Here is a 22,579-nt window from a genome sequence, read left to right as displayed (position 1 = left end):
GAGCCGGGTCGGGGGACGTACCGGAACGGCCACCTCTCAGGGTCCCGCGCCGAGCCTGGTGACGTACGGGAACGGCCACCCTTCAGGGGCCCGCGCCGAGCCTGCGAGGTGCGGGGGGAAGGGTGGTCCTTCTCTCAGCCGGCGAGCGGCTCGGGGGCGTCGAGGTCGGCGACCATCTCGAGGTCGCGGACGATGGCGGTGAGCTCGTCGGCGGTCCACGGCTCGCAGCACTCGCAGCCGCCCTCGCGGTAGCTCACCAGGCCGAGCAGGCCCTCGGTCTGGTCCTCGGCGATGGCCAGGCTGCCGGCGGACGGGTGGCGGTGACAGGCGCACGCCGCGGCGCACAGGCCCAGGCCCCACCCGGAGACCACGACGGCGTGCCCGTCGTCCCACACCCTGCCGATCTGGAAGACCGACGGCTTCTGAGTCCTCGTCACGGGACCCTCCCCTCACCGTTCCGGCTGTGCCGGAGCCCGTCCGATGCGGGCGGGAGGTCTTCCCGCCCGGTGCACGTTTCGGCGTGCGTGCGGGGTGGTCAAGCCGAAGGTCCAGCAGCCCGCGAGACAGACAGTAGGTGGGCAGACGCAGAACGTCACGACGCCATGCGTGACGAGTGTGACGGAACGGTCGCTCCGCCCCACGAGTCCCAGGGACCCCACGCGTACGGCCCCCGGCCCCGGCCCCGTCCAGGGCACCGCCCCAAGCTCGCGAGGGGTGGGGAGGACGGGGTCCTTCTCCGAGCGGTGAGGAGGACGGGGTCCTTCAACTGGCGGGCGACACCGAGCTCATGTTGAAGTCCGGCACCCGCACGGTGGGCATCGCGGCGCGCGTGAACCAGTCGTTCCACTCGCGGGGCAGCGTCCGCTCGGTGCGTCCGGCCTGGGTGATCCGGCCGAGCAGGTCGACCGGCGACTCGTTGAACCGGAAGTTGTTCACCGCGCCGGTCACCTCCCCGCCCTCGACGAGGAAGACGCCGTCACGGGTGAGCCCGGTCAGCAGCAGCGTCTGCGGGTCGACCTCGCGGATGTACCAGAGCGTCGTCAGCAGCAGCCCGCGGTCGGTGGCGGCGACCATCTCGTCCAGCGACGCCGTGGCGCCCGGCTGCTCGAGGACCAGGTTGTCGACGGCGGCAGTGGCCGGTGCCGTCGTCCTCAACGCCCAGGCCCGCGGTCGGATCAGGTTGGCGAGCACGCCCCCGGAGATCCACTCGACCGCCGGGGCCGCCATGCCGTTGTCGAACACCGACGCCGAGCCCGACGATCCGCTGACCACCTGGAACGGGCAGGCCTCGAGGCCCGGCTCGAACGGGTCGCTGCGCAGCGTGAGCGGCAGCGCGGCCAGCCGCTCGCCGACCCGGTTGCCGCCGCCGGCCCTGGCGTAGACGTTGCGACCCTCGTCGGCGTCGCGGGCCTCCATGGTCCAGTAGGTGTAGATCATCAGGTCGCTGACCGCCGACGGCGGCAGCAGCGTCTCGTAGCGGCCGGCGGGCAGCTCGACCCGGCGCTGCGACCAGCCGAGCTTGCGCTGCACGTCGGCGACGAGCCCGGCCACCGACACGTCGGCGAAGTCGCGGGTGCCGACGCCGGACCACACCGAGCGACTCATGTCGCCGCTCTTGCCGTTGAGCTCCACCCGGCCGCTGGGCTGGTCGTGCCGCAGGCGCAGGCCGGTCGACGTCCCCAGGTAGGTGGTGGCCATGGCGTGCTCGGCGTAGCCGAACAGCAGCTCGTCGCGGTCGCGCGCGCCACCGAAGGCCTCGCCCAGGGCGGGTGCGAAGTCGCGGAAGACGCCGATCGAGGTCTCCGCGGGGTCGGCGTCCCAGTCGCCGGCGCCGGGTGGCGCCTCGCCGACCAGCGGGACGGCGTCCTCGGCCGGGCCGGCGTCGCGGGCGGCCTGCTCGCTGGCGGCCACCAGCTCCTCGACGTCCGGGTTGCCGGTGCGCGCCACCGTGCCGGCGGCCATCCCGGCCCCGCCGTCGACGAACGAGACGACGACGACCTGCCGCGAGCGCATCGCGCCGTTGGTGGTCAGGCTGTTCTTCGCCCAGCGCAGGTTGGCCTCGGAGCTCTCCACGACGAAGGCGACCTGCCCGTCGGCGGTGGAGGCGGCCAGCGCCTTCTCGACGACGTCCTGCGGTCGCGACCACGAGCTCACGAGTCCTCCTCGCTGGCGCTCGTCAGCCGCGTTCGCGGAGCTGCTGTGTCCACGGATGAGCTCGCAGGCTCACTCATCGCCCGGCCTCCTGGACGGTGTTGAGGATGTTCACGCCCTCGAACAGGGCCACCGGGCAGCCGTGGCTGACCGGGGCGACCTGTCCGGGCTGGGCCTTGCCGCAGTTGAACGCGCCGCCGAGCAGGTACGTCTGCGGGCCGCCGACGACGCGCATCGAGCCCCAGAAGTCCGTCGTCGTCGCCTGGTAGGCCACGTCGCGCAGCTGACCGGCCAGCCTGCCGCCCTCGATCCGGTAGAACCGCTGGCCGGTGAACTGGAAGTTGTAGCGCTGCATGTCGATCGACCAGCTCTTGTCGCCGACGACGTAGACGCCGCGCTCCACACCGGCGATGACCTCCTCCGTGGAGGGGCCGTCGGGCGCCGGCTGCAGCGAGACGTTGGCCATCCGCTGCACCGGCGTGTGCTGCGGCGAGTCGGCGAAGGCGCAGCCGTTGGAGCGGGCCATGCCGCCCAGCCGCGCGGTGTTCCGGTCGACCTGGTACCCGACCAGCACGCCGTCCCGGACGATGTCCCACTGCTGACCGGCGACGCCCTCGTCGTCCCAGCCGATCGTGGACAGCCCGTACGGGGCGGTGCGGTCGCCGGTGACGTTCATGACCTCGGAGCCGTAGCGGAGCGTGCCCAGTTTGTCGACGGTGGCGAACGAGGTGCCGGCGTAGGCGGCCTCGTAGCCCAGGGCCCGGTCCAGTTCGGTGGCGTGGCCGATCGACTCGTGGATGGTCAGCCACAGGTTCGACGGGTCGACGACGAGGTCGTAGCGGCCGGCCTGCACCGACGGCGCCTTGGTCTTCTCCCGCAGCAGCTCGGGGATCTCGGCGATCTCGGTGCGCCAGTCCCAGCCGGTACCGATCAAGTACTCCCAGCCGCGGCCCGCCGGCGGCGCGATGGTGCGCATGCTCTCGAACGCGCCGGTCGTGCGGTCGACGGTGAGCGCGGTGAGGTCGGGGTGGATGCGCACCCGCTGCTGACGGGTGCGGGTGCCGGCGGTGTCGGCGTAGTACTTCTGCTCCTTCACCGCCTGGCAGACCGCCTGCACGTGCTCGACACCGTCCGCGGCCAGCAGCTGCTCGGACAGCTCCGTGAGCAGCCCGGTCTTCTCCGCGTCGGGCACCGCGAACGGGTCGACGTCGTGGTCGGACACCCACACCGCGTCCGGGTACACCGGCTCGGGGGCGAGCTCGATGCGGTCGCTGTTCACCGCCGCGGACACCTGCGCGACGGCGACCGCCTCCTCGGCAAGCCGCACGGCCTCGGCCGCGGTGAGGACGACGCCCGCGGCGAACCCCCAGGTGCCCTCGTGGACCACGCGCACGGCCAGGCCGAGGTCCTCGCCGTCGGCCAGCGACTCCAGCCGGGCGTCGCGCAGGCTGATCGACTGGGTGCGGATCCGCTCCACCCGCAGGTCGGCGTGCTCGCAGCCGAGGTCGAGGGCCCGGGTGAGCGCGGCGTCGGTCAGCGCGGAGAGCGGGAGGGCGAGGAAGGACGCGTCCACGTCTCGGGAGGCAGCCACCGCCCCTGTCTACCAGCCGGGCCCGAGGGGTCCGCCGTCCCACCGGTCGGCGCCGCCACTAGCCTCGCGGGGGTGCCCCGATGCCGGATCTGGGCCGTCCCGGCGGCGGCCCTCGCCCTCACCGCCTGCGCCGGCGCTGGCCTGGACCGGTCGTCGGCCGAGGCGTGCGACGTCCTGGCCGCCTGGTCGGCGTCGGGCAGCCCCGCCGACCGGCGCGAGGAGGTCACCGCCCGGGTCGAGGGCCTGCTCGAGGAGTCCGGCACGACCCCGCTGACCGACCCGTTCGGGCGGTTCCGCGACACGAGAGAGAGCGACCTCGACTACGCCGCGGTCGTCGAGGCCGGCGCCAACGTCCTCCGCGCGTGCGGCGACCACGGCTGGGAGCGCCCCGAGGGCTGACCGGTCACCGGCCCGGGGCGGCGTGGCCGGGGAACCGCCGGGGTAGACGCGGCTCATGGCTGCGCCCTCCCCCGCCGACGACGTCACGCTCACCTTCGGCGGGAACGCCACCACGCTCCTGCGGCTCGGGCCCTTCACGCTGCTCACCGACCCGAACTTCCTGCGCCGCGGACAGCGCGCCTACCTCGGCAAGGGGCTGTGGACCAAGCGGCTGACCGACCCCGCACTGCAGCCCACCCAGCTGCCCACGCTCGACTCGATCCTGCTGTCGCACCTGCACGCCGACCACTGGGACCGGATCGCCACCCGCACCCTCGACCGCGGCACCCCGGTCGTCACCACCCAGGCCGCCGCCCGCGCGCTCGCCCGGCGCGGCTTCCGGGAGACCGTCGACCTCACCCCCTGGCAGCAGCACGAACTCGTGCGGGACGACGCCACGCTCCGGATCACCTCGGTCCCCGGCGTCCACGGCCCCCAGCCGGTCGCCAAGCTGCTGCCGCCGGTCATGGGCAGCGTGCTCGAGCTGCTGCGCGGCCGCGAGGTCACCTGGCGGGGCTACATCAGCGGCGACACCGTCTTCCGCCCCGAGCTCGGCGAGGTGCTGCAGCGCTGCGGGCCGCTCGACGTCGTCATCCCGCACCTCGGCGGCACGAGGGCGCTCGGCTTCACGGTGACCATGGACGGCCGGCAGGGCGCCGACCTGGTCGAGCTGCTCAAGCCGCCGGTCACCGTGCCCGTGCACTACGACGACTACGACCGGTTCGCCTCGCCGCTGGGCGACTTCGTCCGCGAGGTGGCCGCCCGCCGCGCCCCCGGTGAGATCCGCGCCGTGACCCGCGGCGAGACGATCTCACTGCGCGCGTGATCATCGCGATCCTCCGGATCGCACCGCGGCCAGGTGCCGTCCCCGACCTGCGTTGAGCCGCTGCCCGTGTCCGATCGATGTAAGGACCCCCTCCTCCCCACCCCTCGCACGCTCGGGGCGGGACCCGGGAGGGGGCCGGGGCCTCCACGACCGGTCCACCGCGGCCAGGAGCCGTCCCCGACCTGGCCTGAGCTCCTCAGCCGCTGGCGAGACGGGCTGCCCGTTCGGCGACGTCGGCGCGCAGCTCCTCGGCGTCCACCGTCGTGCAGACGCCGTCGCGCACCACCGGCCGCCCACCGACCCAGACGTCGCGCACCAGCCGCGAGGTGCCCGACCAGACCAGGTGGGTCAGCACGTCCGGTGGGCTGAGCACCGGCTCGAACAGCAGGTCGCGCACGTCGACGTGCACCAGGTCCGCCCGGCGGCCCACGGCGAGCTGGCCGAGGTCCGGCCGCCCGATCGCATCGGCGGCGGCCCCGGTCGCCAGCCAGAACGCCTCGGCGGCGGTCAGCGCGGTGGCCGAGCCCTCGCGGAGCCGGGCCAGGGACGCGGCCAGCCGGACGTCGGCCAGCAGGTCCAGCCCGTCGTTGGACGCCGGCCCGTCGGTGCCCAGCCCGACCCGGACGCCGCGGTCGAGCATCGCGCGCACCGGCGCGATCCCGCTGGCCAGCTTCGCGTTGCTGGCCGGGCAGTGCGCCACCGCGACGTCGTACTCCCGCCACAGCTCCAGGTCGCCGTCGTCCACGTGCACGCTGTGCGCGGCCAGCACCCGCCCGCCCAGGACGTCGTGCGCGGCCAGCAGCGCGGGGACCGACAGCCCGTGGGTGGCCAGCAGGTCCGCGCCCTCGCCGGCGGTCTCGGCGACGTGCAAGTGCAGCAGCAGACCGTGCTCCCGGGCGGCGGCCGCGGCGTCGCGCAGCACCGGGAGCGGCAGCGTGTAGGCCGCGTGCGGGCCGATGCCGTACTCGACGGCGCCGTCGCCGGGCGCCGCGGCCGCCAGCGCCACCGCGTCGGCCAGCTGCTCGGCCAGCAGGGGCATCCCGGGCAGCGGCAGCAGCGGGGTGGCGACCACCGCGCGGGCGCCGGTGCGGCCGACCGCGGCGGCGATCCGCTCGGGCGAGAAGTACATCTCGACGCTGGTGGTGACCCCGCCGCGGAGCATCTCCACCGAGGCCGCGGTCATCGCCACCTCGACGTCGTCGGGGGTCAGCCGTGCCTCGCGCGGCCAGATCACCTCGCGCAGCCAGCGGGCCAGCGGCAGCCCCTCGGCCTGGCCGCGGAACAGCACCATCGGCGCGTGCGAGTGGGCGTTCACCAGCCCCGGCAGCAGCACCCCGGGGACGGCGACGACCTCGGCGTCCCCGGCGTCCGGCGCGTCGGCGGCCGGGCCGACCCAGGTGAGCCTGCTGTCCTCGACGTCGACCGCAGCGTCGGGCACGACCGTGCCGGCGCGGTCCCCGACGACGACGGCCCGGGCGGTGAAGCGCTGCCGCATGGGTGGCGAACCTACCCCCGCGACTGGCAGGTGCCGCCCGGAGCACGCCGTTACCGTGGGTGCATGTCCTCCCTCGCCGCCGCGGCCTCCTCCGACCAGGGCGGCATCACCGGCTTCCTGCTCGACATGGTGGAGCGACTCGGCGCCGTGGGCGTCGGCTTCGCCATCCTGCTGGAGACGGTCATCCCGCCCATCCCCAGCGAGGCGGTGCTGGGCCTGGCCGGGGTGCTCATCAACGACGGCCGGCTCGAGATCGTCCCGGTGGTCCTGTTCGCCACCCTCGGGTCGATCCTGGGCGCGGTCTTCTTCTACCACGTCGGCCGGGCGCTGGGCCCGCGCCGCTCCCACGCCTTCCTCGACCGGCTGCCGCTGGTGGAGACCGAGGACGTCGACAAGACCTTCGCCTGGTTCGAGCGGCACGGGCGCTCGGCGGTGTTCTTCGGCCGGATGGTGCCGATCGTGCGCAGCTTCATCTCCGTCCCCGCCGGGGTCGTGCGCATGCCCTTCGCCCAGTTCGTCGCCTACTCCGCCGCGGGCAGCCTGGTCTGGAACAGCGTGCTCATCGGCCTGGGCGTCGCGGCCGGCGACTTCGTGCAGGCCAACCTCAAGTACCTGGACTACGCCGTCGTCGCCGCGTTCGCCCTGGGCATCGGCTACCTGATCTACAAGCGCTACCGGGACGTCCGCCGGCACCGGCAGGCCCGCCGCGCCGGCAGCGACGAGAGCCGGTCGGCGTGAGCGCGCTGCGCCCCGACGCCGTGCCGGCCACCCGCCCCACCGTCGTCGCCTTCGACGTCAACGAGACGCTGCTCGACCTGGCCCCGGTGCGCGCCGCGCTGGTCGAGCTCGGGCAGCCGGCCGACCTGCTGCCCGCCGTCTTCTCCCGCACCCTGCTCACCGGCTTCGCCGCCGCGACGGCGGGCACCTGGTGCCGCTTCCGCGAGGCGTTCGACGCCGCGCTCGCCCAGGGCACCGACCTGGGGGACGCCGACCGGTCGCGGGTGGCCGACACCTTCCTCGAGCTCGCCCCGCACCCCGACGTCGAGCCCGCGCTGCGCCGGCTGGTCCAGGCCGGCGTCCGGGTGGTGACGCTGACCCACGGCTCCCCCGGCGTCGCCGAGGCCGGGCTGGAGCGCGGCGGGGTGAGCCCGCTGGTGGAGCGCTCGCTGTCCAGCGAGGTGATCCGGGCGTGGAAGCCGGCCCGCGAGGTCTACCTCTGGGCGGCCGGGGTCTGCGACGTCGAGCCGGCGCGGCTGGCACTGGTCGCATCGCACGGCTGGGACGTCCACGGGGCGCTGCGGGCCGGTCTGACCGCGGCCTGGTTCCCGCGCAGCGAGCGCACCTACCCGGCCGTCTACGACCCCGCCGCTCTGGTGGCGGGTGACCTCGCCGGCGCGGTGGACGCGCTGCTCGCGCTGCCCCCGGCGTGACCCGGGACGTCGACACCCCGCTCGGCCCGGCGCGGGTCACCGTCACCGAGCCCGCGGGCGCCACAGTCGGCACGCTGGTGCTCGGCCACGGCGCGGGCGGCGGCATCGGGTCGGCCGACCTGACCGCGGTCACCGCCGACGCCGCCGCGGCTGGCTGGCGGGTGCTGGGCGTCGAGCAGCCCTGGCGGGTGGCGGGGAGGCGGATCGCGCCGGCGCCGCCCCGGCTGGACGAGGGCTGGACGGCGGTGCTCGCCGCGCTGCGGGACGACGGCCGGCTCACCGGGCGGCTGGTGCTGGGCGGCCGCAGCGCCGGCGCCCGGGTGGCCTGCCGGACGGCGGCCGCGCTCGGGGCGGACGGCGTGCTGTGCCTGGCCTTCCCGCTGCACCCGCCGGGCCGGCCGGAGCGCAGCCGCGCCGGCGAGCTGACCGCCGTCGAGGTGCCGCTGGGCGTCGTGCAGGGCGAGCGGGACGCGCTCGGCCGCCCCGAGGAGCTCGCCGCGGTGCTGACCGGACGGCCCGGGGCCTCGCTCTACGCCGTCCCCGGGGACCACGCGCTCACCCGGTCCCCGGACGTGGTCGCGCTGGCCGCCGTCGACTGGCTGGCCGGGGTCGCCGAGGTCTCCCCCGGCGACCCCGCGGGCGTCAGCGGCGCCGGCGCCGCACGACCAGCGTGACGACCAGCAGCAGCACCGCGGCACCGGCCAGCGGCGCGGCGTAGCGGGTCAGCGCGGCGCCGCCGGCGACCTCGAGCAGGTCGATCGGCTCGGGCTCGGCGTGCTCGGGACCCGACGCCCGAGCCGCCGGGGTCGCCGGAGTCGTCGCTGCCGGGACGGGAACGGCGGCGGCCGGCACGGTGTCCGTCGCCCCCGGGGCGGCGACGGCCGTGGCCGGCATGGTGTCGTCGGCGGCCGGCGCAGCCGCCCGGTCGGCCGTGGCAGCGGCGGTCTTCTTCGCCGCGGCCGCGGTCGTGCGGGTCTTCGCCGCCGCGGCGCTGTCCCCCGGCACCTGCTCGGCGGAGGCGGCGACCTCCTCGGCCACGCCGGCCGCGGTGGCCGCGGCCTTCTTCGCCGGCGTCGCCTTCTTCGCCGGTGCGGGAGCGGCCGCGACCGTCGCCCCCGCGTCGCCGGAGGCCAATTGGGCGGCGAGCTTGTCGGCGAACTGGCCGAGCAGCTTGTTGCCGACGTCGGTCATGACGCCGCGGCCGAACTGCGCCGGCCGACCGGTGATGTTCAGGTCGGTCAGGACGTCGACCCGCGTGGTGTCGCCCTCGGCCTTCAGCTGCGCGGTGATGAGCGCGGCCGCGGTGCCGTTGCCGCGCTGGTCCTTGCCGCGGCCGTCGATGACCGCCCGGTGCGCGTCAGCGTCCTTCTCGACGAAGGAAGCCTTTCCCTGGTAGGTGAGGTTGATCGGGCCGAGCTTGACCTTGACCCGGCCGGTGAAGTCGTCACCGGTGACCGAGTCGAGGGCGGCGCCGGGCATGCACGGCGCGATCCGCTCGATGTCCAGCAGCACCCGCCAGGCTTCGTCGATCGGCACGGGGACGGTGAACGAGTTCTCCAACTTCACGGTGCTACCTCCGAGGATGCGGAATCCGGCCGGCCCGCCCCCCGCGGGGTAGGCCGGCCGATCCGGGCGCGGCCCCGTCCAGGGCACCGCCTCGAGCCTGCGAGGGGTGGGGAGGACGGGGTTCTTCAAGCTACAGTCCCGCCGCCGCGGTCACCGCGCGACGAGTGAGCACCTGCGCCAGGTGTTCCCGGTAGTCGGCCTGGGCGTTGAGGTCGCTGCTCGGGGAGGTCCCCTCGGCGGCCGACCGCGCCGCCGCGGCGATCGTCTCGGGGCTGGCCTGTGCACCGGCCAGCGCGGCCTCCACCGCGGTCGCCCGCAGCGGCGTGCTGCCCATGTTGGTCAGCCCGATGCGCGCCTCGGCGATGTGCCCGTTCTCCCGCCGGACGACCGCGGCCACCGCCACGATCGACCACGCCTGGGCCACGCGGTTGAACTTCTCGTAGCGCATCCCCCACTCACCGGCCAGCTTGGGGACGCGGATCTCGACGAGGAGCTCCCCCTCCTCCACCGCGGTGGTCAGGTAGTCGACGAAGAACTCCCCCGCGGACACCGTGCGCCGCCCCTCGAGGCCGGCGATGACGAACTCCGCGTCCAGGGCGAGGGCCACCGCCGGCAGGTCGCCGGCCGGGTCGGCGTGCACCAGCGCTCCGCCGAAGGTGCCGCGGGCGCGGACCTGCCGGTCGGCCACCGTCTCGGTCGCCTCGGCGATGAGCGGCGCGTACTGCTGCACCAGCGGGTCGGTCATGACGTCGTGGTGCGTCGTCATGGCCCCGATGACGATGGCGTCGCCGTCGTCCCGGACGCCCCGCAGCTCGGCGACGCGGCCCAGGTCGACCACCGTCTCCGGTGCGGCCAGCCGCAGCCGCATGACCGGGATCAGCGACTGGCCACCGGCGAGGACCTTCACGTCGTCCCCACCTGCGGCGATGGCCTGGAGGGCCTCGTCGACGGTGGTGGGACGGGCGTACTCGAACGCAGCGGGGATCATGGCTCGACTCCTTCGTCGTCACCGGTCATGGCTCGTCTCCCCTGTCGCCCCGGCGGGATCACCGGTCACCTCCGAGAGCGGACTGCGGGGTGGAGACGCCGGCGGTGGTCTCGGTCTGCGCCCCGCCATAGGCGTTGGTGCCGGCGGTGGCACGGTCGCCGCCGTCACCGCCGTCGTGCAGCGCCCGCCAGACCCGCTCGGGCGTCAGCGGCATCCGGATGTCGCGCACCCCGAGGTGACGGACGGCGTCCAGCGCGGCGTTGACGACCGCCGGGGTGCTGGCGATGCAGCCGGCCTCCCCCACGCCCTTCGCGCCGATCGGGTTGCCCGGCGCCTCGTGCACCGTGTTGCCGGTGTCGAAGTGCGGCAGGTCGGCCGCCGACGGGACCAGGTAGTCGACGAAGGTGCCGGTGGTGAGGTTGCCGTCGGCGTCGTAGACGGCCTCCTCGAACAGCGCCTGCGCGATGCCCTGCGCCAGCCCGCCGTGCACCTGACCCTCGACGATGAGCGGGTTGACGATGGTCCCGACGTCGTCCACGCAGGCGTACTTGCGGATCTTCACCATGCCGGTCTCGGTGTCGACCTCCATGGCGCACACGTGCGTGCCGTGGGGGAAGGAGAAGTTCTCCGGGTCGAACGTCGCGTCGGCGTCGATCGAGGGCTCCACCCCCTCGGGGAAGTTGTGCGCCGCGAACGTGGCCAGGGCGATCTCCTGGATGGAGACCTCCGAGCCGGGCGTGCCGCGGACGGAGAACTTCCCGCCGGTGTAGTCGAGGTCGTCCTCGCTGGCCTCGAGCAGGTGCGCGGCGACCCTGCGGGCCTTCGCCACCACCTTCTCGGCCGCGTTGACCACCGCCGCCCCGCCGACCACCAGGGACCGGGAGCCGTAGGTGTCCAGGCCGCGGGGGGCGACCGAGGTGTCGCCGTGCAGCACCTCGACGTCCTCGAACGGCACGCCGAGCCGGTCGGCGACCAGCTGGCTCCACGCCGTCTCGTGACCCTGCCCGTGCGGGGTGGAGCCGGTGACGACCTCGACCTTGCCGGTCGGCAGCATCCGGATGGCGGCGTGCTCCCAGCCGCCGGCGCCGTAGGACAGCGAGCCCAGCACGCGGGAGGGCGCCAGGCCGCACATCTCGGTGAAGGTCGAGAAGCCGATGCCCAGCTGCACCGGGTCGTTCGACTCCCGCCGGCGCTGCTGCTCCGCGCGCAGCTCGTCGTAGCCGAGCAGCTCGAGCGCCTGCTGCGTGGCGGTCTCGTAGTCGCCGCTGTCGTAGGTCATCCCGGCCACCGTGGTGAACGGGAACTCCTCGGCCTTGATCCAGTTCTTGCGGCGCAGCTCCAGCGGGTCCATGCCCAGCTCGACGGCGAGCTCGTCCATGATCCGCTCGATGGCGAACGTGGCCTCGGGGCGGCCCGCGCCGCGGTAGGCGTCGGTGGGCGTCTTGTTGGTGAAGACGCCGTCGCACTCGAACCGGTAGGCGTCGAACTTGTAGATGCCGTTGAACATGAAGGCGCCGAGCACCGGGACGCCAGGGCTGACCAGCCGCAGGTAGGCGCCCATGTCGGCGAGGATCCGGCAGCGCAGGCCCTTGACGTTGCCCTCGCGGTCGGACGCGATGTCGATGTACTGGATCTGGTCGCGGCCGTGGTGGGCCGTCATCAGCGACTCGCTGCGGGTCTCGGTCCACTTGACCGGCTTCCCGAGCCGGCGGGCCACCAGCAGGCTGATGACCTCCTCCGGGGTCACCTGCAGCTTGCCGCCGAAGCCGCCACCGACGTCGGGAGCGACGACCCGGAGCTTGTGCTCGGGCACCCCGGTGACCATCGCCAGCATGATCCGCAGGATGTGCGGCACCTGGGTCGAGGACCACATCGTGTAGTTGTCGCCCTGCGGCTGGACGACGACCGAGCGGGGCTCCATGAACGCCGGGATCAGCCGCTGCTGCACGAACCGGCGGCTGACCACGACCTCGGCGTCGGCGAAGACCTGGTCGGTGTCGGCACCCGTGCCGGCCTCCCCGCCGTCGAAGACGAAGTGGAAGCTGCGGTTGGACTCGAGGTGGTCGTGGCACAGGTCCGGGTCCTGCCCGGTCGCCTCCTCCATGTCCAACACGGCGGGCAGCAGATCGTAGTCGACGTCCACCAGCTCGACGGCGTCCTGCGCGGCGGCCTTGCTGCGCGCGACGATCACCGCGACGGCCTCGCCGACGTGGTTGACCTCGTCCACGGCGATCGACGGGTGGCCGGGGTTGACCATGTCGGGGGTGACCGGCCAGGCGCAGGGGATCGAGCCCTGCTCGTCGGCCACGTCGCGCCCGGTGAGGACGGCGACGACGCCCGGCGCCTCCTGCGCGACGCTGGTGTCGATCGAGCTGATCTTCGCGTGCGCCACCGGGCTGCGGACGACGGCCAGGTGCAGCATCCCCGGCAGCACCATGTTGTCGGTCCAGGTGGTCCGGCCGGTGATCAGCCGGGCGTCCTCCTTGCGGCGGCGGGCCTTGCCGACCTCGCGCTCCGGCGCCTCGGTGGTCGGCCGGTCCTCGACGGCGGTCATCGTGCCTCCTCGCTGGCGCTCGTCGGCGCGCTGCCCGACGGTGCTGTGTCCACTGCTGAGCTCGCGAGCTCGCTCACGACTGACCGACCACGTGCGGAGCGGCCGCGATGTCGACGTCGGCCGCGGAGACGTGCCCGTTGGTGGCGCCGCGCATCTCACCGGCGGCCTGCTGAACCGCGCGGACGATGTTCTGGTAGCCGGTGCATCGACAGAGGTTGCCCTCGATGCCCTCGCGGACCTCGGTGTCGCTCGGGTCCGGGTTCTCCTTGAGCAGGTCGACCGAGGCCATGATCATCCCCGGCGTGCAGTAGCCGCACTGCAGGCCGTGCATCTCGTGGAAGGCCTTCTGCACCGGGTGCAGGCTGCCCTGGGGAGCCAGTCCCTCGATGGTGGTCACTTCGCCGCCGTCGGCCTGGACGGCCAGCACGGTGCAGGACTTCACGGCCGAGCCGTCCAGGTGGACGGTGCAGGCGCCGCAGTTGCTGGTGTCGCACCCGATGACGGTGCCGACCTTCCCCAGCTGCTCCCTCAGGTAGTGCACCAGCAGCGTCCGGGGTTCGACGTCGTCGGTGTACGTCACCCCGTCCACCCGCACGTTGATCTGGGTCACCGTTCCTCCGCTCCTCTGCAGGGGTCGCGTGTGGTGTCGGGCACGGCCCCACCTACTGGCGAGTGTGTCGAGCAACACGTGACTTAGGCCACGCTTACCTGAGGGCGGTGCGCACTCCGGACTCCGCGCCGGCAGGCCGAGGGACCCGTGATCACCCGCGTGAGCGGGACTTCTGCCCCTTGCGCGACCGCGGCCGCGGTAGTCAGGCAACGTTGCAGCGCCGTTGCAGCCGGCCACGGCGCGGACCCGGGTCGAGCCGCTCCAGGACGACGTAGTCAGGTGAGCCTCACCTACTCGGAGGGGAGACCCATGCCCGTTCGCCCGATCCTGCGCGGCGCCGCCCTGCTCGCCGCCACCGTCCTCGTCGCCGGCTGCGGTTCCGCCGACGGCGAGTCATCGGGGGAGGCCGCCGCCGGCGACTCCCCAGCCTCCGGCGGCGCCTTCCCCGTCACCGTCGGGACCGCCCTCGGTCCGGTCGAGATCGCCGAGGAGCCGCAGCGGGTGGTCGCCCTGGGCTGGTCCGACGCCGAGACCGCGCTGGCGCTGAGCGTGCAGCCGGTGGGGGTCAGCGACTGGCTGGGCTTCGGGGGCGAGGGCGTCGGTCCGTGGGCCGAGGGGCGCTACGACGAGGCCCCGAAAATCATCGAGACGCTCGAGCCGAGCCTCGAGGCGGTGGCCGCGCTGCAGCCCGACCTGATCCTCGACACCCGCTCGGACGGCACCCAGGCGCGCTACGGCCAGCTCAGCGCGATCGCGCCGACCGTAGGTGCACCGGAGGGCGTCGGCCCCTACCAGACGACCTGGCAGCAGCAGCTGGACCTGGTCGGCCGGGCGCTGGGCCGCGAGGAGCAGGCCGACGAGCTGCAGGCCGAGGTCGAGCGGCAGTTCGCCGAGGCCGCGGCGGCCAACCCGGCGTTCGCCGGCACCGAGGTGGCCGTGGGCGCGTACACCTCCGAGGGCTTCGGGGCCTACGTGCGCGGCGACTCCCGCGTCGACTTCATGGAGGCGCTGGGCTTCACCAACGAGCCGGCGATCCAGGACCTCGCCGGGGAGAACTTCTTCGTCTCGATCAGCGAGGAGCAGGTGCCGCTGCTCGACGCGCCGCTGACCGTCGTCTTCCCGATCTTCGTCGACGCCGCGCAGATCACCGGCAACCCGCTGTGGCAGGCCCTCCCCGCGGTGCAGCAGGGCAACGCCCTGGTGCTCGAGGACCAGACGCTGGTCAGCGCCTTCTCCAGCGGCTCGGCGCTGGGCACCCAGTACGCGCTGGACAACGCCGTCCCGCTGTTCGCCGAGACGCTCCGCTAGGCCTCCCTGCAGGGTCCCGCCGCGAGCTCGCGAGTGGCGGGGGGCAGGGAGGTCCTTTATCTGGCGGGGGCGGGCGCCGTCCGCACCGGCCCGGTCCGCAGCTCGCGGCGGCGCAGCACCGCCGAGGCGGTGAGCGCGACCAGCCCGACCGCCGCCAGCGCCGCGCCGACGGCGGCCGGGGCGGTCCAGCCCAGGCCGGCCGCGATGACGACGCCACCGAGCCAGGCGCCCAGCGCGTTGGCCGCGTTGAGCGCCGAGTGGTTGAGCGCGGCGCCCAGCATCTGCGCCTCGCCGGCGACCTCCATGAGCCGCAGCTGCAGGGTCACCACCAGCACCGAGGCGGTCGCCGACAGCAGGAACAGGGTGACCAGCAGCCCGAGCACCCAGCCGGCCAGCAGCGCCACCAGGGCCAGCAGCAGGCCCATCGCCCCCATGGCCCCGAGCAGCGAGCGGAACAGCGCGAGGTCGGCGAGCCGGCCGCCGAGCGCCGTCCCCAGGACTCCCCCGACGCCGAAGACGAGCAGCACCCACGGGACCGCACCGCGCGGCAGCCCGGCCTCCTCGGTCGTGAGCGGGGAGATGTAGCTGTAGACGGCGAACATGCCGCCGAAGCCGACGGTGGCCACCAGCAGGGTCAACAGCACCTGCGGACGGCGCAGCGCGGTGAGCTCGGTGGCGACGGTGACCTCGGCCGGCGCGGGCGAGGACGGCACGACCGCCAGCACCGCGAGCACGGTCGCGCCGGCGAGGACGACGACCGCCCAGTAGGCCGCCCGCCAGCCCAGCGTCTGGCCCAGCCAGGTCGCCGCCGGGACCCCGGCCACGTTCGCCACCGCCAGGCCGAGCATCACGGAGCTGACCGCGCGGCCGCGCAGCTCGGCGCGCACCAGCGAGGCGGCCACGAGCGAGGCCACCCCGAAGTAGGCGCCGTGCGGGAGGCCGGTGACGAAGCGGGCGAGCAGCAGCGAGGAGTGCCCGACGGCCAGCGCGCTGCCGAGGTTGCCCAGCAGGAACGCGAGCACGAGGGCGACCAGCAGCCCGCGCCGCGGCAGCCGGGCGCCGAGCGCGGCGATGACCGGGGCGCCCACCACGACGCCGAGCGCGTAGGCGGAGATGACGTGGCCGGCGGTCGGGATGTCCACGGCCACGCCGTCGGCGATCTCGGGCAGCACGCCCATCGTCACGAACTCGGTCGTGCCGATGGCGAAGCCGCCCAGGGCGAGGGCGACGACCGCGGCGACGACGCCCCGCCGGGTGCTGAGCTGGCGGACGTCAGGCGGTGCGGTCACGTGGGAGAGGCAAGGCCACCCACCCCGACTGCATTCCCGGCGCGGCGGGGACCCGGAGCGGCCCTCCTGCAGGGTCCCGCCCCGAGCGACGGCGGGGGGTGGGGGGCAGGAGGGTCCTCAGCGCAGCGGCGCGCGCGGGACCCGGCGCAGCCGGTGCAGGTGCGCGGCGACGGCCGGCCGGCTCGGGGCGCCGGGCGGCAGGGCCTCCAGGCAGGCCTGCCACACCGCGACGTCGTCCTGCGCCTCCGGCAGCCGGGTGTAGCGCAGCAGCAGCTCGGGACGGCGGGCGGCGAGCACGGCCTGCCGCAGCGCGGCCGACAGCCGGTCGCGGGCGGCGCGCACGCCGGGCGCGGACGAGCGGGGCAGCACCGCGCCGGGGTACCGCTCCAGGGCGGGCCCGACGGCGCCGCGGGCGAGCAGCCGGCGCACCTGGTCGAGGTCGGTCTCCAGCGGGCCGGTCAGCCGGTAGGGGCGCGAGCCGAGCAGCTGGGCGCCGACCAGCCGGCGCAGCCGCGACAGCTCGGCCCGGACGGTCACCGCCGCGGCGTCACCGGCGTGGCACTCGGCGGCCAGCTGCTCGGCCGTGCGCCCGCCGCCACCGGCAGCCGCCTCCGCGAGCAGCAGGAGCAGCTCGGAGTGGCGCAGCGAGAGCTCCGCGGGACCGGAGGGGAGCTGCAGCCGGGCCCGCTCGCGGCCGAGCACCTCCAGCCGCGGGGCCGGCCGGGCGGCCGGGCGGGGCGCGGCGGCCGGCGGCCGGGCGGCGTCCTCGCGGTGCAGCCAGCGCAGCTCGGCCTCGACGGCGGCGACCGTGGCCCGGACCAGGGTGAGGACCTGGGGGCTGGCCACGTGGTCGCCGCCGGTGACGTCGATGGCGCCGAGGAGCACCCCGGTGACCGGGTGGTGCACCGGCGCGGCCGAGCAGCTCCACGGCTGCACCGGGCGGCGGTAGTGCTCACTGCCGTAGATCTGGACGGCGTGGTCGAGGGCCAGCGCGGTGCCCGGGGCGTTGGTGCCGGCGACGTCCTCGGACCACCGGGCGCCCTCGACGAAGTGCATCGCCTCGGCGCGCGTCCGCAGCTGCCGGTCGCCCTCCACCCAGAGCATCCGGCCGTCGGCGTCGGTCACCGCGACGATCATCCGGTCGGCCTCGGCGTCCTCGACCAGCAACCGGCGGATCACCGGCAGCACCGGCGCCAGCGGGTGGGCGGCGCGGTAGGCCAGCAGCTCGTCGTCGAGCAGGTCGACCGGCGGGGCGGCGCCGTCGGGGTCGACGCCGCCGGCGAGGCTGCGCCGCCAGGAGTCCCAGACGACAGCGCGCACCAGGTCCGGCACGACGGGGACGGCACGGGTCACGAGCGCCTCGTGGGCGGCGCGCAGCCGCCGGGTGTGCGCGGGGTCGGGTCGGCCCTCGGGCAGCGCGACCCACGGGTTCCCCGCCGTCACGGCTGTGTCTTCACGGCGCTGTCCGCGGGCTCGGGTCCATCGTCCGCCCATCGTGACCGCTCTCACGCGATTCCACCAGGGAGCCGGTGGTGCGCAACCGTTTCGGAGGAGGCGGCATCGGTGCAGGCCGGGCAGGGAGCAGCGCCCGCGGGTCGCGCGCCCGCAGCGCCCCGGTCCACAGCCCGGCGCCGTAGGCGAGATCCTCGAGGCGCCGCCCGGCGGCGAAGCGCAGCGGGCCGACCCGGCGGCGGTGCGGCCACCAGGCGAGGGCGGCATCGGCGACGGCCGCCGCGGTGACGAGGCGGCGGGCCCGGCGGGAGACCGCGGCCGCGACCAGGGCCAGCGGCCAGTGGTGCCGGGTGACGCTGCGCGCCAGGGTCTTCCCCGCCGCGGCGCTGCCCCGGACGACGAGCACCGCGGCCAGGCCCACCGGGGCCCGCTGCCCGGGCCGGGCCAGCCGGGGCGCGAGGCGGGCGGTCGCGACGGCCAGCACCGCGGCAGAGCCGAGCACGCCCGCCCGGCGTCCGGTGAGCGCCAGCGCCCAGGCCGCCGCCGACCACGGCGAGAGCACCACGGGGGCGACGGCGGCCCCGTGCCGAGCGGCCAGCAACGCGGCGCCGGTGCCGTAGAAGGCGCGCCGGCGCCACCACTCCCCCGTCGCCGCCGGGTGCTCGTGGGCGACGGCGGCGGACGGCTCGTAGCGCACCCGCCAGCCGGCCGCGACCAGCCGCCACACCAGGTCGACGTCCTCGGCGACCCGCATCGACTCGTCGAAGCCTTCGCCGAGCGCGGCCCGGCGGGCCACCATCGCGGCGCTGGGCAGGTAGGACACCGCCGTCCCCGGGGCGACCGGCGCCGGGGCGGGGCCCATGTCGAGTGCGCTGACCGTGGCCTCGTACTGCGCCACCCAGCCGCCGCCGGGCGCCGGGAGCGCGGTGATCCGGGGAGCGACCAGCGCCAGCCGCGGATCGGCGGTCAGCCGGGCCAGCGGCCCGGACCAGCCGGGCAGCGGCACGCAGTCGGAGTCGAGGAACGCCACGAGCGGCGTGGTCACCGCTCGCAGGCCGGCGTTGCGGGCAGCGGCCGGGCCGCGGGCGGTGGCGTGCCGCAGCACCTCGGCGCCGTGCCGGCCGGCGGTCGTGGCCACCGCGGCGGGGTCGGCGGAGCCGTCGTCGACCACGAGCACCGGGACGGCGGCAGTGTCGGGGTCGGCGCGCAGCGCGGCGAGCAGCCGCGCCAGCTCGGCCGGGCGGTCCTTGACGGGGACGACGACGGTGAGCTCCCCCGCGGGGACGCCGTCCGGCTCGGGGTGGGCGAGGCCGGCGTCGAGCAGCCGGGCGGCCAGCGCGGCGGTGGCGGCGTCCCGGACGACGAGCCGGTCGGCGCACAGCAGGTCGCGGGCGCGGGGCTGCAGGCGCAGCAGCCGCAGCGGCGAGCCGCCCAACAGCGTCGTCCCCCCGTCGCGGCGGCGGACCCGGGGGTCGAGGCGGACAGCGGTGCCGTCGGGGAGCCGGTCGCGCGGGGGGACGGCGACGAGCACCCGCCTCCCCGCGCGGAGCCCCGTGCTCATGCGTCGGCCAGGACCTCGGAGGTGGTGGTGACCTCGACCAGCGGGGCGTAGCAGCCGAGGATCCGCATGGTGTCGTCGTGCGCCTCGTCGTCCGCGCCGGCGCAGGCGTCGGAGACCACGCGGACCAGCACGCCGGCATCCGCCGCCGGCAGCACGGTGGACAGGACGCAGCAGTCGGTGGCGACCCCCACGACGGTGATCGGGCCGTCGCCGACCAGCTCGGCGACGGTGGGGACCCACTTGCCGAAGGCCGGCGCGTCGACGACGGGGCGGGCCCGGGGGTCCTCGGAGAGCTGGAACAGCGGGATGGCGTGCGCCTGCGTGAAGTAGTCGTACTTCGCGTAGTAGTCGGCCCACGCGCCGGTCGGCTCGTCGGGGACGACGAAGCGGGTGAACACGACGCGGTCGCCGAAGGCCTCGACCAGCGAGCGGACGCGCGGCCGGATCTCGTCGAAGCGCGGCGTCGTCCACGGTGAGGTCGGGTCGCGGAAGACCTCCTGGTAGTCGACGACGACCAGCCAGCCGGGGGGCGGAGGCATGCTCGCGACACTAGATGCCGCTCCGAGCGCTCCGCCGCCGGGAGGACCCGTGCCCGAGTACCCGCCGTCCCTCGTGCCCGTCGGCCACGTCGAGCCCGCCCCCCGCCGGGTGCGCGCCTTCCTCGGCGGCCGGACCGTGCCGGACGCCCACAGCGCCGGGTACGTGTGGGAGTGGCCCCACTACGCGCAGTACTACGTGCCACGGGACGACGTCGACGTCTCCCTGCTCGTCGACGAGCGAGCTGCCGAGGACTCCGACCACGGGACGGCGCGGCGGCACGGGCTCCAGGTGGGGGAGGTGAGCCGTCCGGGCGCGGCCCTGGTCTACGGCGCGGACGCCCTGGAGGCCCTCCGGGACACCGTGCGGTTCGAGTGGTCGGCGCTGGACGCGTGGTTCGAGGAGGACGAGGAGGTCTTCGTCCACCCGCGTAGAGCTCGACGGGGTCGTGCTGGCCGAGTCGTCGTCACCGGCGCTGGTCTTCGAGACCGGCCTCCCCCCGCGGTCCTACCTGCCGCGGACGGCGGTGGACTTCACCCACCTGGTGCCCAGCCCGACCCGGACCGAGTGCCCGTACAAGGGGCGGACGAGCGCCTATTGGTCGGCGGGGACCGGTTCCGCCGTCCACCCCGACGTCGCTTGGTCCTACGACTTCCCGACCCGCGAGATGTCGCCGATCGCCGGGCTGGTGGCCTTCTACGACGAGAAGGTGGCCGTCGTCGTGGACGGCCGGCGCCGGCCACGGCCTCGGACGCCCTTCTCCGACTGAGCGCCGGCGGGCCGTGCGGGCCCCTCAGCCGCGCAGCCGGCCGGCGGGGTCGACGTCCCACGCGCGGACGGCGGCGGCCAACCGCCCGGCCATCCCGGCGAGCAGTTCCGCCCCCTCCCCCGACGAGGCGCCCGCCGGGTCGCCGAGGACCCCCGTCGGGCTGACCGCGCGGACCCCCTCGGCGCGCAGCCGGGGCAGCAGCTCGTCGATCGGGGCGGTCTCCCCCGCCACCGCCCGCTCCCCGCGGACCCCCGCTGGTTCCACGTGCAACATCAGTGACGTCTCGGTCCGCCCGGCGTGCGCGTCGGCGCCCGCGACGCCGCAGGGGAACCAGGCGACCTCGCGCCCCTCGACCCGCAGCTGCGCGCCGGCCGTGCGCAGCGCGTCGAGGTTGCCGCCGTGGCCGTTGACCAGCACCAGCCGCCCGGCCCAGCGGCACGCCGACCGGCCGTACTCGACGAGCAGCCCGGTCAGCGCCTCGGTGCCGATCGAGACGGTGCCGGGGAAGTCCTCGTGCTCGCCGCTGGCGCCGTAGGCCAGGGCGGGGGCGAGCAGCGCGCCGGCCAGGTCGTCGACGGCCGCCTCGGCGACCGCGCAGGCCACGGTGGTGTCGGTGGCCAGCGGCAGGTGGTGGCCGTGCTGCTCGACCGCGCCGAGGGGGACCAGCAGCAGCGGACGCTGGGGCAGCTCGGGCCAGGTGGCGCCCGCGAGCCTCGTTCTCGGGACGGCGTCGGTCACCGGGACCACGGTAGTCAGACCGCCAGGCCGACTCGGTCGCCGTCCAGGGTGGCCGCGCCGGCCCTGCGCGGGGCGAGGCAGTCGCCGACGCGGTGCACCTCCAGGCCGCTGTCGCGCAGCGCGGTCCACAGCTCGTCGTCGGCCCGCGGGGGTGCCGCGACGACCAGCCAGTCGACGTCGCGCTCCTCGACCGCACCGGTCGGGTGGTGCAGCAGCCGCACGGTGCGGCCTTCGACGGCGGTGACGAGCCGTTCCGTCGTCCGCCGGATGCGCAGGTCCGCGGCCCGCCGCTCCCAGCCCGGGCGGTCGAGGGTGAGGCCGAGGTCCTGGCCGACGACCAGCGCCGCGGTCACCACCTCGACCGTGCAGCCGCGCGTGGCGAGCAGCTCGGCGGCCGAGGGAGCCGCGGCGGTGCCGAGGTCGTCGACCACCAGGACGTCGCCGGCCGGGTGGGCCGCGCCGGTGAGCACGTCGCGGACGTCGACCACCCGGTCGCTGTCCGGCTGGATCGTCGTCCGGTTCGAGCCCGGGGCGCTCACGAGGTCGCAGCGCAGCGAGTTCGCCGCCGCCCTCGACTGCCTCTACGTGGGGATCACCGAGGACCGTGTCGAGTGCTGATCACGGGCCGGTGGAGACTCCGGGCATGGTCCCTCGACGCTGCCCCTGTGGGACCGGCCTGTCCTACGCCGAGTGCTGCGGCCGACTGCACGACGGCACCGCGACGGCGGGGACCGCCGAGCAGTTGATGCGCTCGCGGTACAGCGCCTTCGCCGTGGGGGACCCGGCGTACCTGCTGGCGACCTGGCACCCCTCGACCCGCCCGCCGTCGCTGGAGCTCGACCCGGCCGTGCGCTGGACCGGCCTCGACGTGCTCGCCACCACCGACGGCGGGTTGCTCGCGGCGGAGGGCACGGTCGAGTTCCGGGCCTGGTACCGGCACGAGGGTGAGACCGGCAGTCAGCACGAGGTCAGTCGCTTCGTCCGCCAGGACGGCGCCTGGCGGTACCTCGACGGGAGCTGACCGCCACCGGCCCTCGCGCACGGACAGCCGGCAGCCACCCGGCGCCCGGAGGGGGCGTCGATCGGCTGCCGGCAGGGGTGCTGGCGGGGTCGTTGGTGTGGCGGTCGGGTCAGGCGGCTGTGGTGAGGGGTGGTCCGGTGCGGCCGGGTCCGGTGCGGATCTCGGTGCCGTCGGGTCGCCAGGTGCGCCATCGGCCATCGGGTTGTCGTTCGACCCGGAAGCCGTGGTGGACCTTGGTGTGGTGCCGCTCGCACA

General features: G+C 75.3%; 21 protein-coding genes and 3 pseudogenes. 9 read left to right on the top strand and 15 right to left on the bottom strand.

The window, feature by feature from the left end:
- Nucleotides 1-134 precede the first annotated feature (134 nt).
- The 3 genes from BLW63_RS14025 to BLW63_RS14015 all read right to left on the bottom strand — a co-directional run bounded on the left by BLW63_RS14025 (nucleotide 135) and on the right by BLW63_RS14015 (nucleotide 3,742).
- The gene (locus BLW63_RS14025; protein WP_091157329.1) at nucleotides 135-437 is read right to left on the bottom strand and encodes a hypothetical protein; all 303 of its coding nucleotides are present in this window, start codon (nucleotides 435-437) and stop codon (nucleotides 135-137) included.
- Between the two features lie 325 nt (nucleotides 438-762).
- Nucleotides 763-2,154 carry a metallopeptidase TldD-related protein gene (locus BLW63_RS14020; RefSeq protein ID WP_091157325.1) on the bottom strand — a complete coding sequence of 464 codons (1,392 nt, stop codon included), beginning with the start codon at nucleotides 2,152-2,154 and terminating at the stop codon, nucleotides 763-765.
- A gap of 73 nt (nucleotides 2,155-2,227) precedes the next feature.
- Entirely contained in the window at nucleotides 2,228-3,742 is a 1,515-nt protein-coding gene (locus BLW63_RS14015; protein ID WP_091157321.1) for a TldD/PmbA family protein, read from the bottom strand.
- Between the two features lie 72 nt (nucleotides 3,743-3,814).
- Between BLW63_RS14015 and BLW63_RS14010 the strand changes: the two genes are divergently transcribed.
- Nucleotides 3,815-4,141: a hypothetical protein gene (locus BLW63_RS14010; RefSeq protein ID WP_091157316.1), complete on the top strand. Its 327-nt coding sequence runs from the start codon at nucleotides 3,815-3,817 to the stop codon at nucleotides 4,139-4,141.
- Between the two features lie 55 nt (nucleotides 4,142-4,196).
- Entirely contained in the window at nucleotides 4,197-5,006 is an 810-nt protein-coding gene (locus BLW63_RS14005) for an MBL fold metallo-hydrolase (protein WP_091157313.1), read from the top strand.
- 196 nt (nucleotides 5,007-5,202) lie between these two features.
- Here BLW63_RS14005 and BLW63_RS14000 read toward each other — a convergent pair whose 3' ends face one another.
- Complete coding sequence (locus BLW63_RS14000; protein WP_091157310.1) at nucleotides 5,203-6,501, bottom strand: amidohydrolase family protein; 1,299 nt, start codon at nucleotides 6,499-6,501, stop codon at nucleotides 5,203-5,205.
- A 63-nt stretch (nucleotides 6,502-6,564) separates the two neighbouring features.
- On the opposite strand from BLW63_RS14000, the gene BLW63_RS13995 reads away from it, so the two are divergent.
- From BLW63_RS13995 to BLW63_RS13985, 3 genes are read left to right on the top strand one after another with little or no spacing between them, the layout of a single operon-like run.
- Nucleotides 6,565-7,239, top strand: a complete 675-nt coding sequence (locus BLW63_RS13995) for a DedA family protein (protein ID WP_091157308.1) — start codon at nucleotides 6,565-6,567, stop codon at nucleotides 7,237-7,239.
- Nucleotides 7,236-7,931 carry an HAD-IA family hydrolase gene (locus BLW63_RS13990; RefSeq protein WP_244522571.1) on the top strand — a complete coding sequence of 232 codons (696 nt, stop codon included), beginning with the start codon at nucleotides 7,236-7,238 and terminating at the stop codon, nucleotides 7,929-7,931. Before BLW63_RS13995 ends, BLW63_RS13990 begins: the two co-directional genes overlap by 4 nt.
- On the top strand, nucleotides 7,928-8,605 hold the full coding sequence (locus BLW63_RS13985; protein ID WP_091157306.1) for an alpha/beta hydrolase family protein: 678 nt from the start codon (nucleotides 7,928-7,930) through the stop codon (nucleotides 8,603-8,605). The genes BLW63_RS13990 and BLW63_RS13985 overlap by 4 nt, the downstream gene beginning before the upstream one ends.
- Here the strand turns inward: BLW63_RS13985 and BLW63_RS13980 are convergent.
- The 4 genes from BLW63_RS13980 to BLW63_RS13965 all read right to left on the bottom strand — a co-directional run bounded on the left by BLW63_RS13980 (nucleotide 8,574) and on the right by BLW63_RS13965 (nucleotide 13,649).
- Nucleotides 8,574-9,497: an SRPBCC family protein gene (locus BLW63_RS13980; protein ID WP_091157303.1), complete on the bottom strand. Its 924-nt coding sequence runs from the start codon at nucleotides 9,495-9,497 to the stop codon at nucleotides 8,574-8,576. The genes BLW63_RS13985 and BLW63_RS13980 overlap by 32 nt on opposite strands.
- A 130-nt stretch (nucleotides 9,498-9,627) precedes the next feature.
- Nucleotides 9,628-10,485 (bottom strand): FAD binding domain-containing protein, encoded by an 858-nt coding sequence (locus BLW63_RS13975; protein ID WP_091157301.1) that lies wholly within the window; start codon nucleotides 10,483-10,485, stop codon nucleotides 9,628-9,630.
- Nucleotides 10,486-10,543: 58 nt separating this feature from the next.
- Entirely contained in the window at nucleotides 10,544-13,039 is a 2,496-nt protein-coding gene (locus BLW63_RS13970) for a xanthine dehydrogenase family protein molybdopterin-binding subunit (protein WP_091157297.1), read from the bottom strand.
- Nucleotides 13,040-13,112: 73 nt separating this feature from the next.
- Nucleotides 13,113-13,649, bottom strand: a complete 537-nt coding sequence (locus BLW63_RS13965; protein ID WP_091157292.1) for a (2Fe-2S)-binding protein — start codon at nucleotides 13,647-13,649, stop codon at nucleotides 13,113-13,115.
- 309 nt (nucleotides 13,650-13,958) lie between these two features.
- Between BLW63_RS13965 and BLW63_RS13960 the strand changes: the two genes are divergently transcribed.
- Nucleotides 13,959-14,957 carry an ABC transporter substrate-binding protein gene (locus BLW63_RS13960; protein WP_091157289.1) on the top strand — a complete coding sequence of 333 codons (999 nt, stop codon included), beginning with the start codon at nucleotides 13,959-13,961 and terminating at the stop codon, nucleotides 14,955-14,957.
- Between the two features lie 56 nt (nucleotides 14,958-15,013).
- On the opposite strand, the gene BLW63_RS13955 is transcribed toward BLW63_RS13960, so the two are convergent.
- The 4 genes from BLW63_RS13955 to BLW63_RS13940 all read right to left on the bottom strand — a co-directional run bounded on the left by BLW63_RS13955 (nucleotide 15,014) and on the right by BLW63_RS13940 (nucleotide 19,798).
- On the bottom strand, nucleotides 15,014-16,246 hold the full coding sequence (locus tag BLW63_RS13955) for an MFS transporter (protein WP_091157286.1): 1,233 nt from the start codon (nucleotides 16,244-16,246) through the stop codon (nucleotides 15,014-15,016).
- A gap of 117 nt (nucleotides 16,247-16,363) precedes the next feature.
- A complete protein-coding gene (locus tag BLW63_RS13950) occupies nucleotides 16,364-17,689 on the bottom strand; it encodes a GAF domain-containing protein (RefSeq protein ID WP_091157282.1) in 1,326 nt (441 codons plus the stop codon).
- A gap of 10 nt (nucleotides 17,690-17,699) precedes the next feature.
- The gene (gene mftF / locus BLW63_RS13945) at nucleotides 17,700-19,259 is read right to left on the bottom strand and encodes a mycofactocin biosynthesis glycosyltransferase MftF (RefSeq protein WP_091157278.1); all 1,560 of its coding nucleotides are present in this window, start codon (nucleotides 19,257-19,259) and stop codon (nucleotides 17,700-17,702) included.
- The gene (locus BLW63_RS13940) at nucleotides 19,256-19,798 is read right to left on the bottom strand and encodes a cysteine hydrolase family protein (RefSeq protein ID WP_091157275.1); all 543 of its coding nucleotides are present in this window, start codon (nucleotides 19,796-19,798) and stop codon (nucleotides 19,256-19,258) included. Before BLW63_RS13940 ends, mftF begins: the two co-directional genes overlap by 4 nt.
- On the opposite strand from BLW63_RS13940, the pseudogene BLW63_RS28940 reads away from it, so the two are divergent.
- Nucleotides 19,797-20,159, top strand: a pseudogene (locus BLW63_RS28940) (DUF427 domain-containing protein); the annotation flags it as partial. The gene BLW63_RS13940 and the pseudogene BLW63_RS28940 overlap by 2 nt on opposite strands.
- Before the next feature lie 76 nt (nucleotides 20,160-20,235).
- Nucleotides 20,236-20,565, top strand: a pseudogene (locus BLW63_RS27355) (DUF427 domain-containing protein); the annotation flags it as partial.
- A 24-nt stretch (nucleotides 20,566-20,589) separates the two neighbouring features.
- Here BLW63_RS27355 and mftE read toward each other — a convergent pair.
- Nucleotides 20,590-21,303 carry a mycofactocin biosynthesis peptidyl-dipeptidase MftE gene (gene mftE, locus BLW63_RS13930; RefSeq protein WP_244522570.1) on the bottom strand — a complete coding sequence of 238 codons (714 nt, stop codon included), beginning with the start codon at nucleotides 21,301-21,303 and terminating at the stop codon, nucleotides 20,590-20,592.
- Nucleotides 21,304-21,317: 14 nt separating this feature from the next.
- Nucleotides 21,318-21,842: a beta/alpha barrel domain-containing protein gene (locus tag BLW63_RS13925; protein WP_139263540.1), complete on the bottom strand. Its 525-nt coding sequence runs from the start codon at nucleotides 21,840-21,842 to the stop codon at nucleotides 21,318-21,320.
- 104 nt (nucleotides 21,843-21,946) lie between these two features.
- Here BLW63_RS13925 and BLW63_RS13920 point away from each other — a divergent pair, with 104 nt between their 5' ends.
- Complete coding sequence (locus tag BLW63_RS13920) at nucleotides 21,947-22,324, top strand: YchJ family protein (RefSeq protein ID WP_091157950.1); 378 nt, start codon at nucleotides 21,947-21,949, stop codon at nucleotides 22,322-22,324.
- A gap of 109 nt (nucleotides 22,325-22,433) precedes the next feature.
- Here BLW63_RS13920 and BLW63_RS27985 read toward each other — a convergent pair.
- Nucleotides 22,434-22,579 (bottom strand): annotated as a pseudogene (locus BLW63_RS27985) (endonuclease); the annotation flags it as partial.

The organism is Geodermatophilus africanus (assembly GCF_900107105.1).
GTDB classification, from domain to species: Bacteria; Actinomycetota; Actinomycetes; order Mycobacteriales; family Geodermatophilaceae; genus Geodermatophilus; species Geodermatophilus africanus.
The sequence above is the reverse complement of the archived record's forward strand: the minus strand, read 5'-3'. Positions and strand labels throughout refer to the sequence as shown.

What these genes read in the sequence shown, in the direction of transcription:
- BLW63_RS13970 (WP_091157297.1), bottom strand. Translation starts at nt 13,039, where the DNA reads ATGACCGCCGTCGAGGACCGGCCGACCACCGAGGCGCCGGAGCGCGAG.
- BLW63_RS14005 (WP_091157313.1), top strand. Translation starts at nt 4,197, where the DNA reads ATGGCTGCGCCCTCCCCCGCCGACGACGTCACGCTCACCTTCGGCGGG.
- BLW63_RS14000 (WP_091157310.1), bottom strand. Translation starts at nt 6,501, where the DNA reads ATGCGGCAGCGCTTCACCGCCCGGGCCGTCGTCGTCGGGGACCGCGCC.
- BLW63_RS13975 (WP_091157301.1), bottom strand. Translation starts at nt 10,485, where the DNA reads ATGATCCCCGCTGCGTTCGAGTACGCCCGTCCCACCACCGTCGACGAG.
- BLW63_RS13940 (WP_091157275.1), bottom strand. Translation starts at nt 19,798, where the DNA reads ATGCCTCCGCCCCCCGGCTGGCTGGTCGTCGTCGACTACCAGGAGGTC.
- mftF (WP_091157278.1), bottom strand. Translation starts at nt 19,259, where the DNA reads ATGAGCACGGGGCTCCGCGCGGGGAGGCGGGTGCTCGTCGCCGTCCCC.
- BLW63_RS13995 (WP_091157308.1), top strand. Translation starts at nt 6,565, where the DNA reads ATGTCCTCCCTCGCCGCCGCGGCCTCCTCCGACCAGGGCGGCATCACC.
- BLW63_RS13960 (WP_091157289.1), top strand. Translation starts at nt 13,959, where the DNA reads ATGCCCGTTCGCCCGATCCTGCGCGGCGCCGCCCTGCTCGCCGCCACC.
- BLW63_RS13920 (WP_091157950.1), top strand. Translation starts at nt 21,947, where the DNA reads ATGGTCCCTCGACGCTGCCCCTGTGGGACCGGCCTGTCCTACGCCGAG.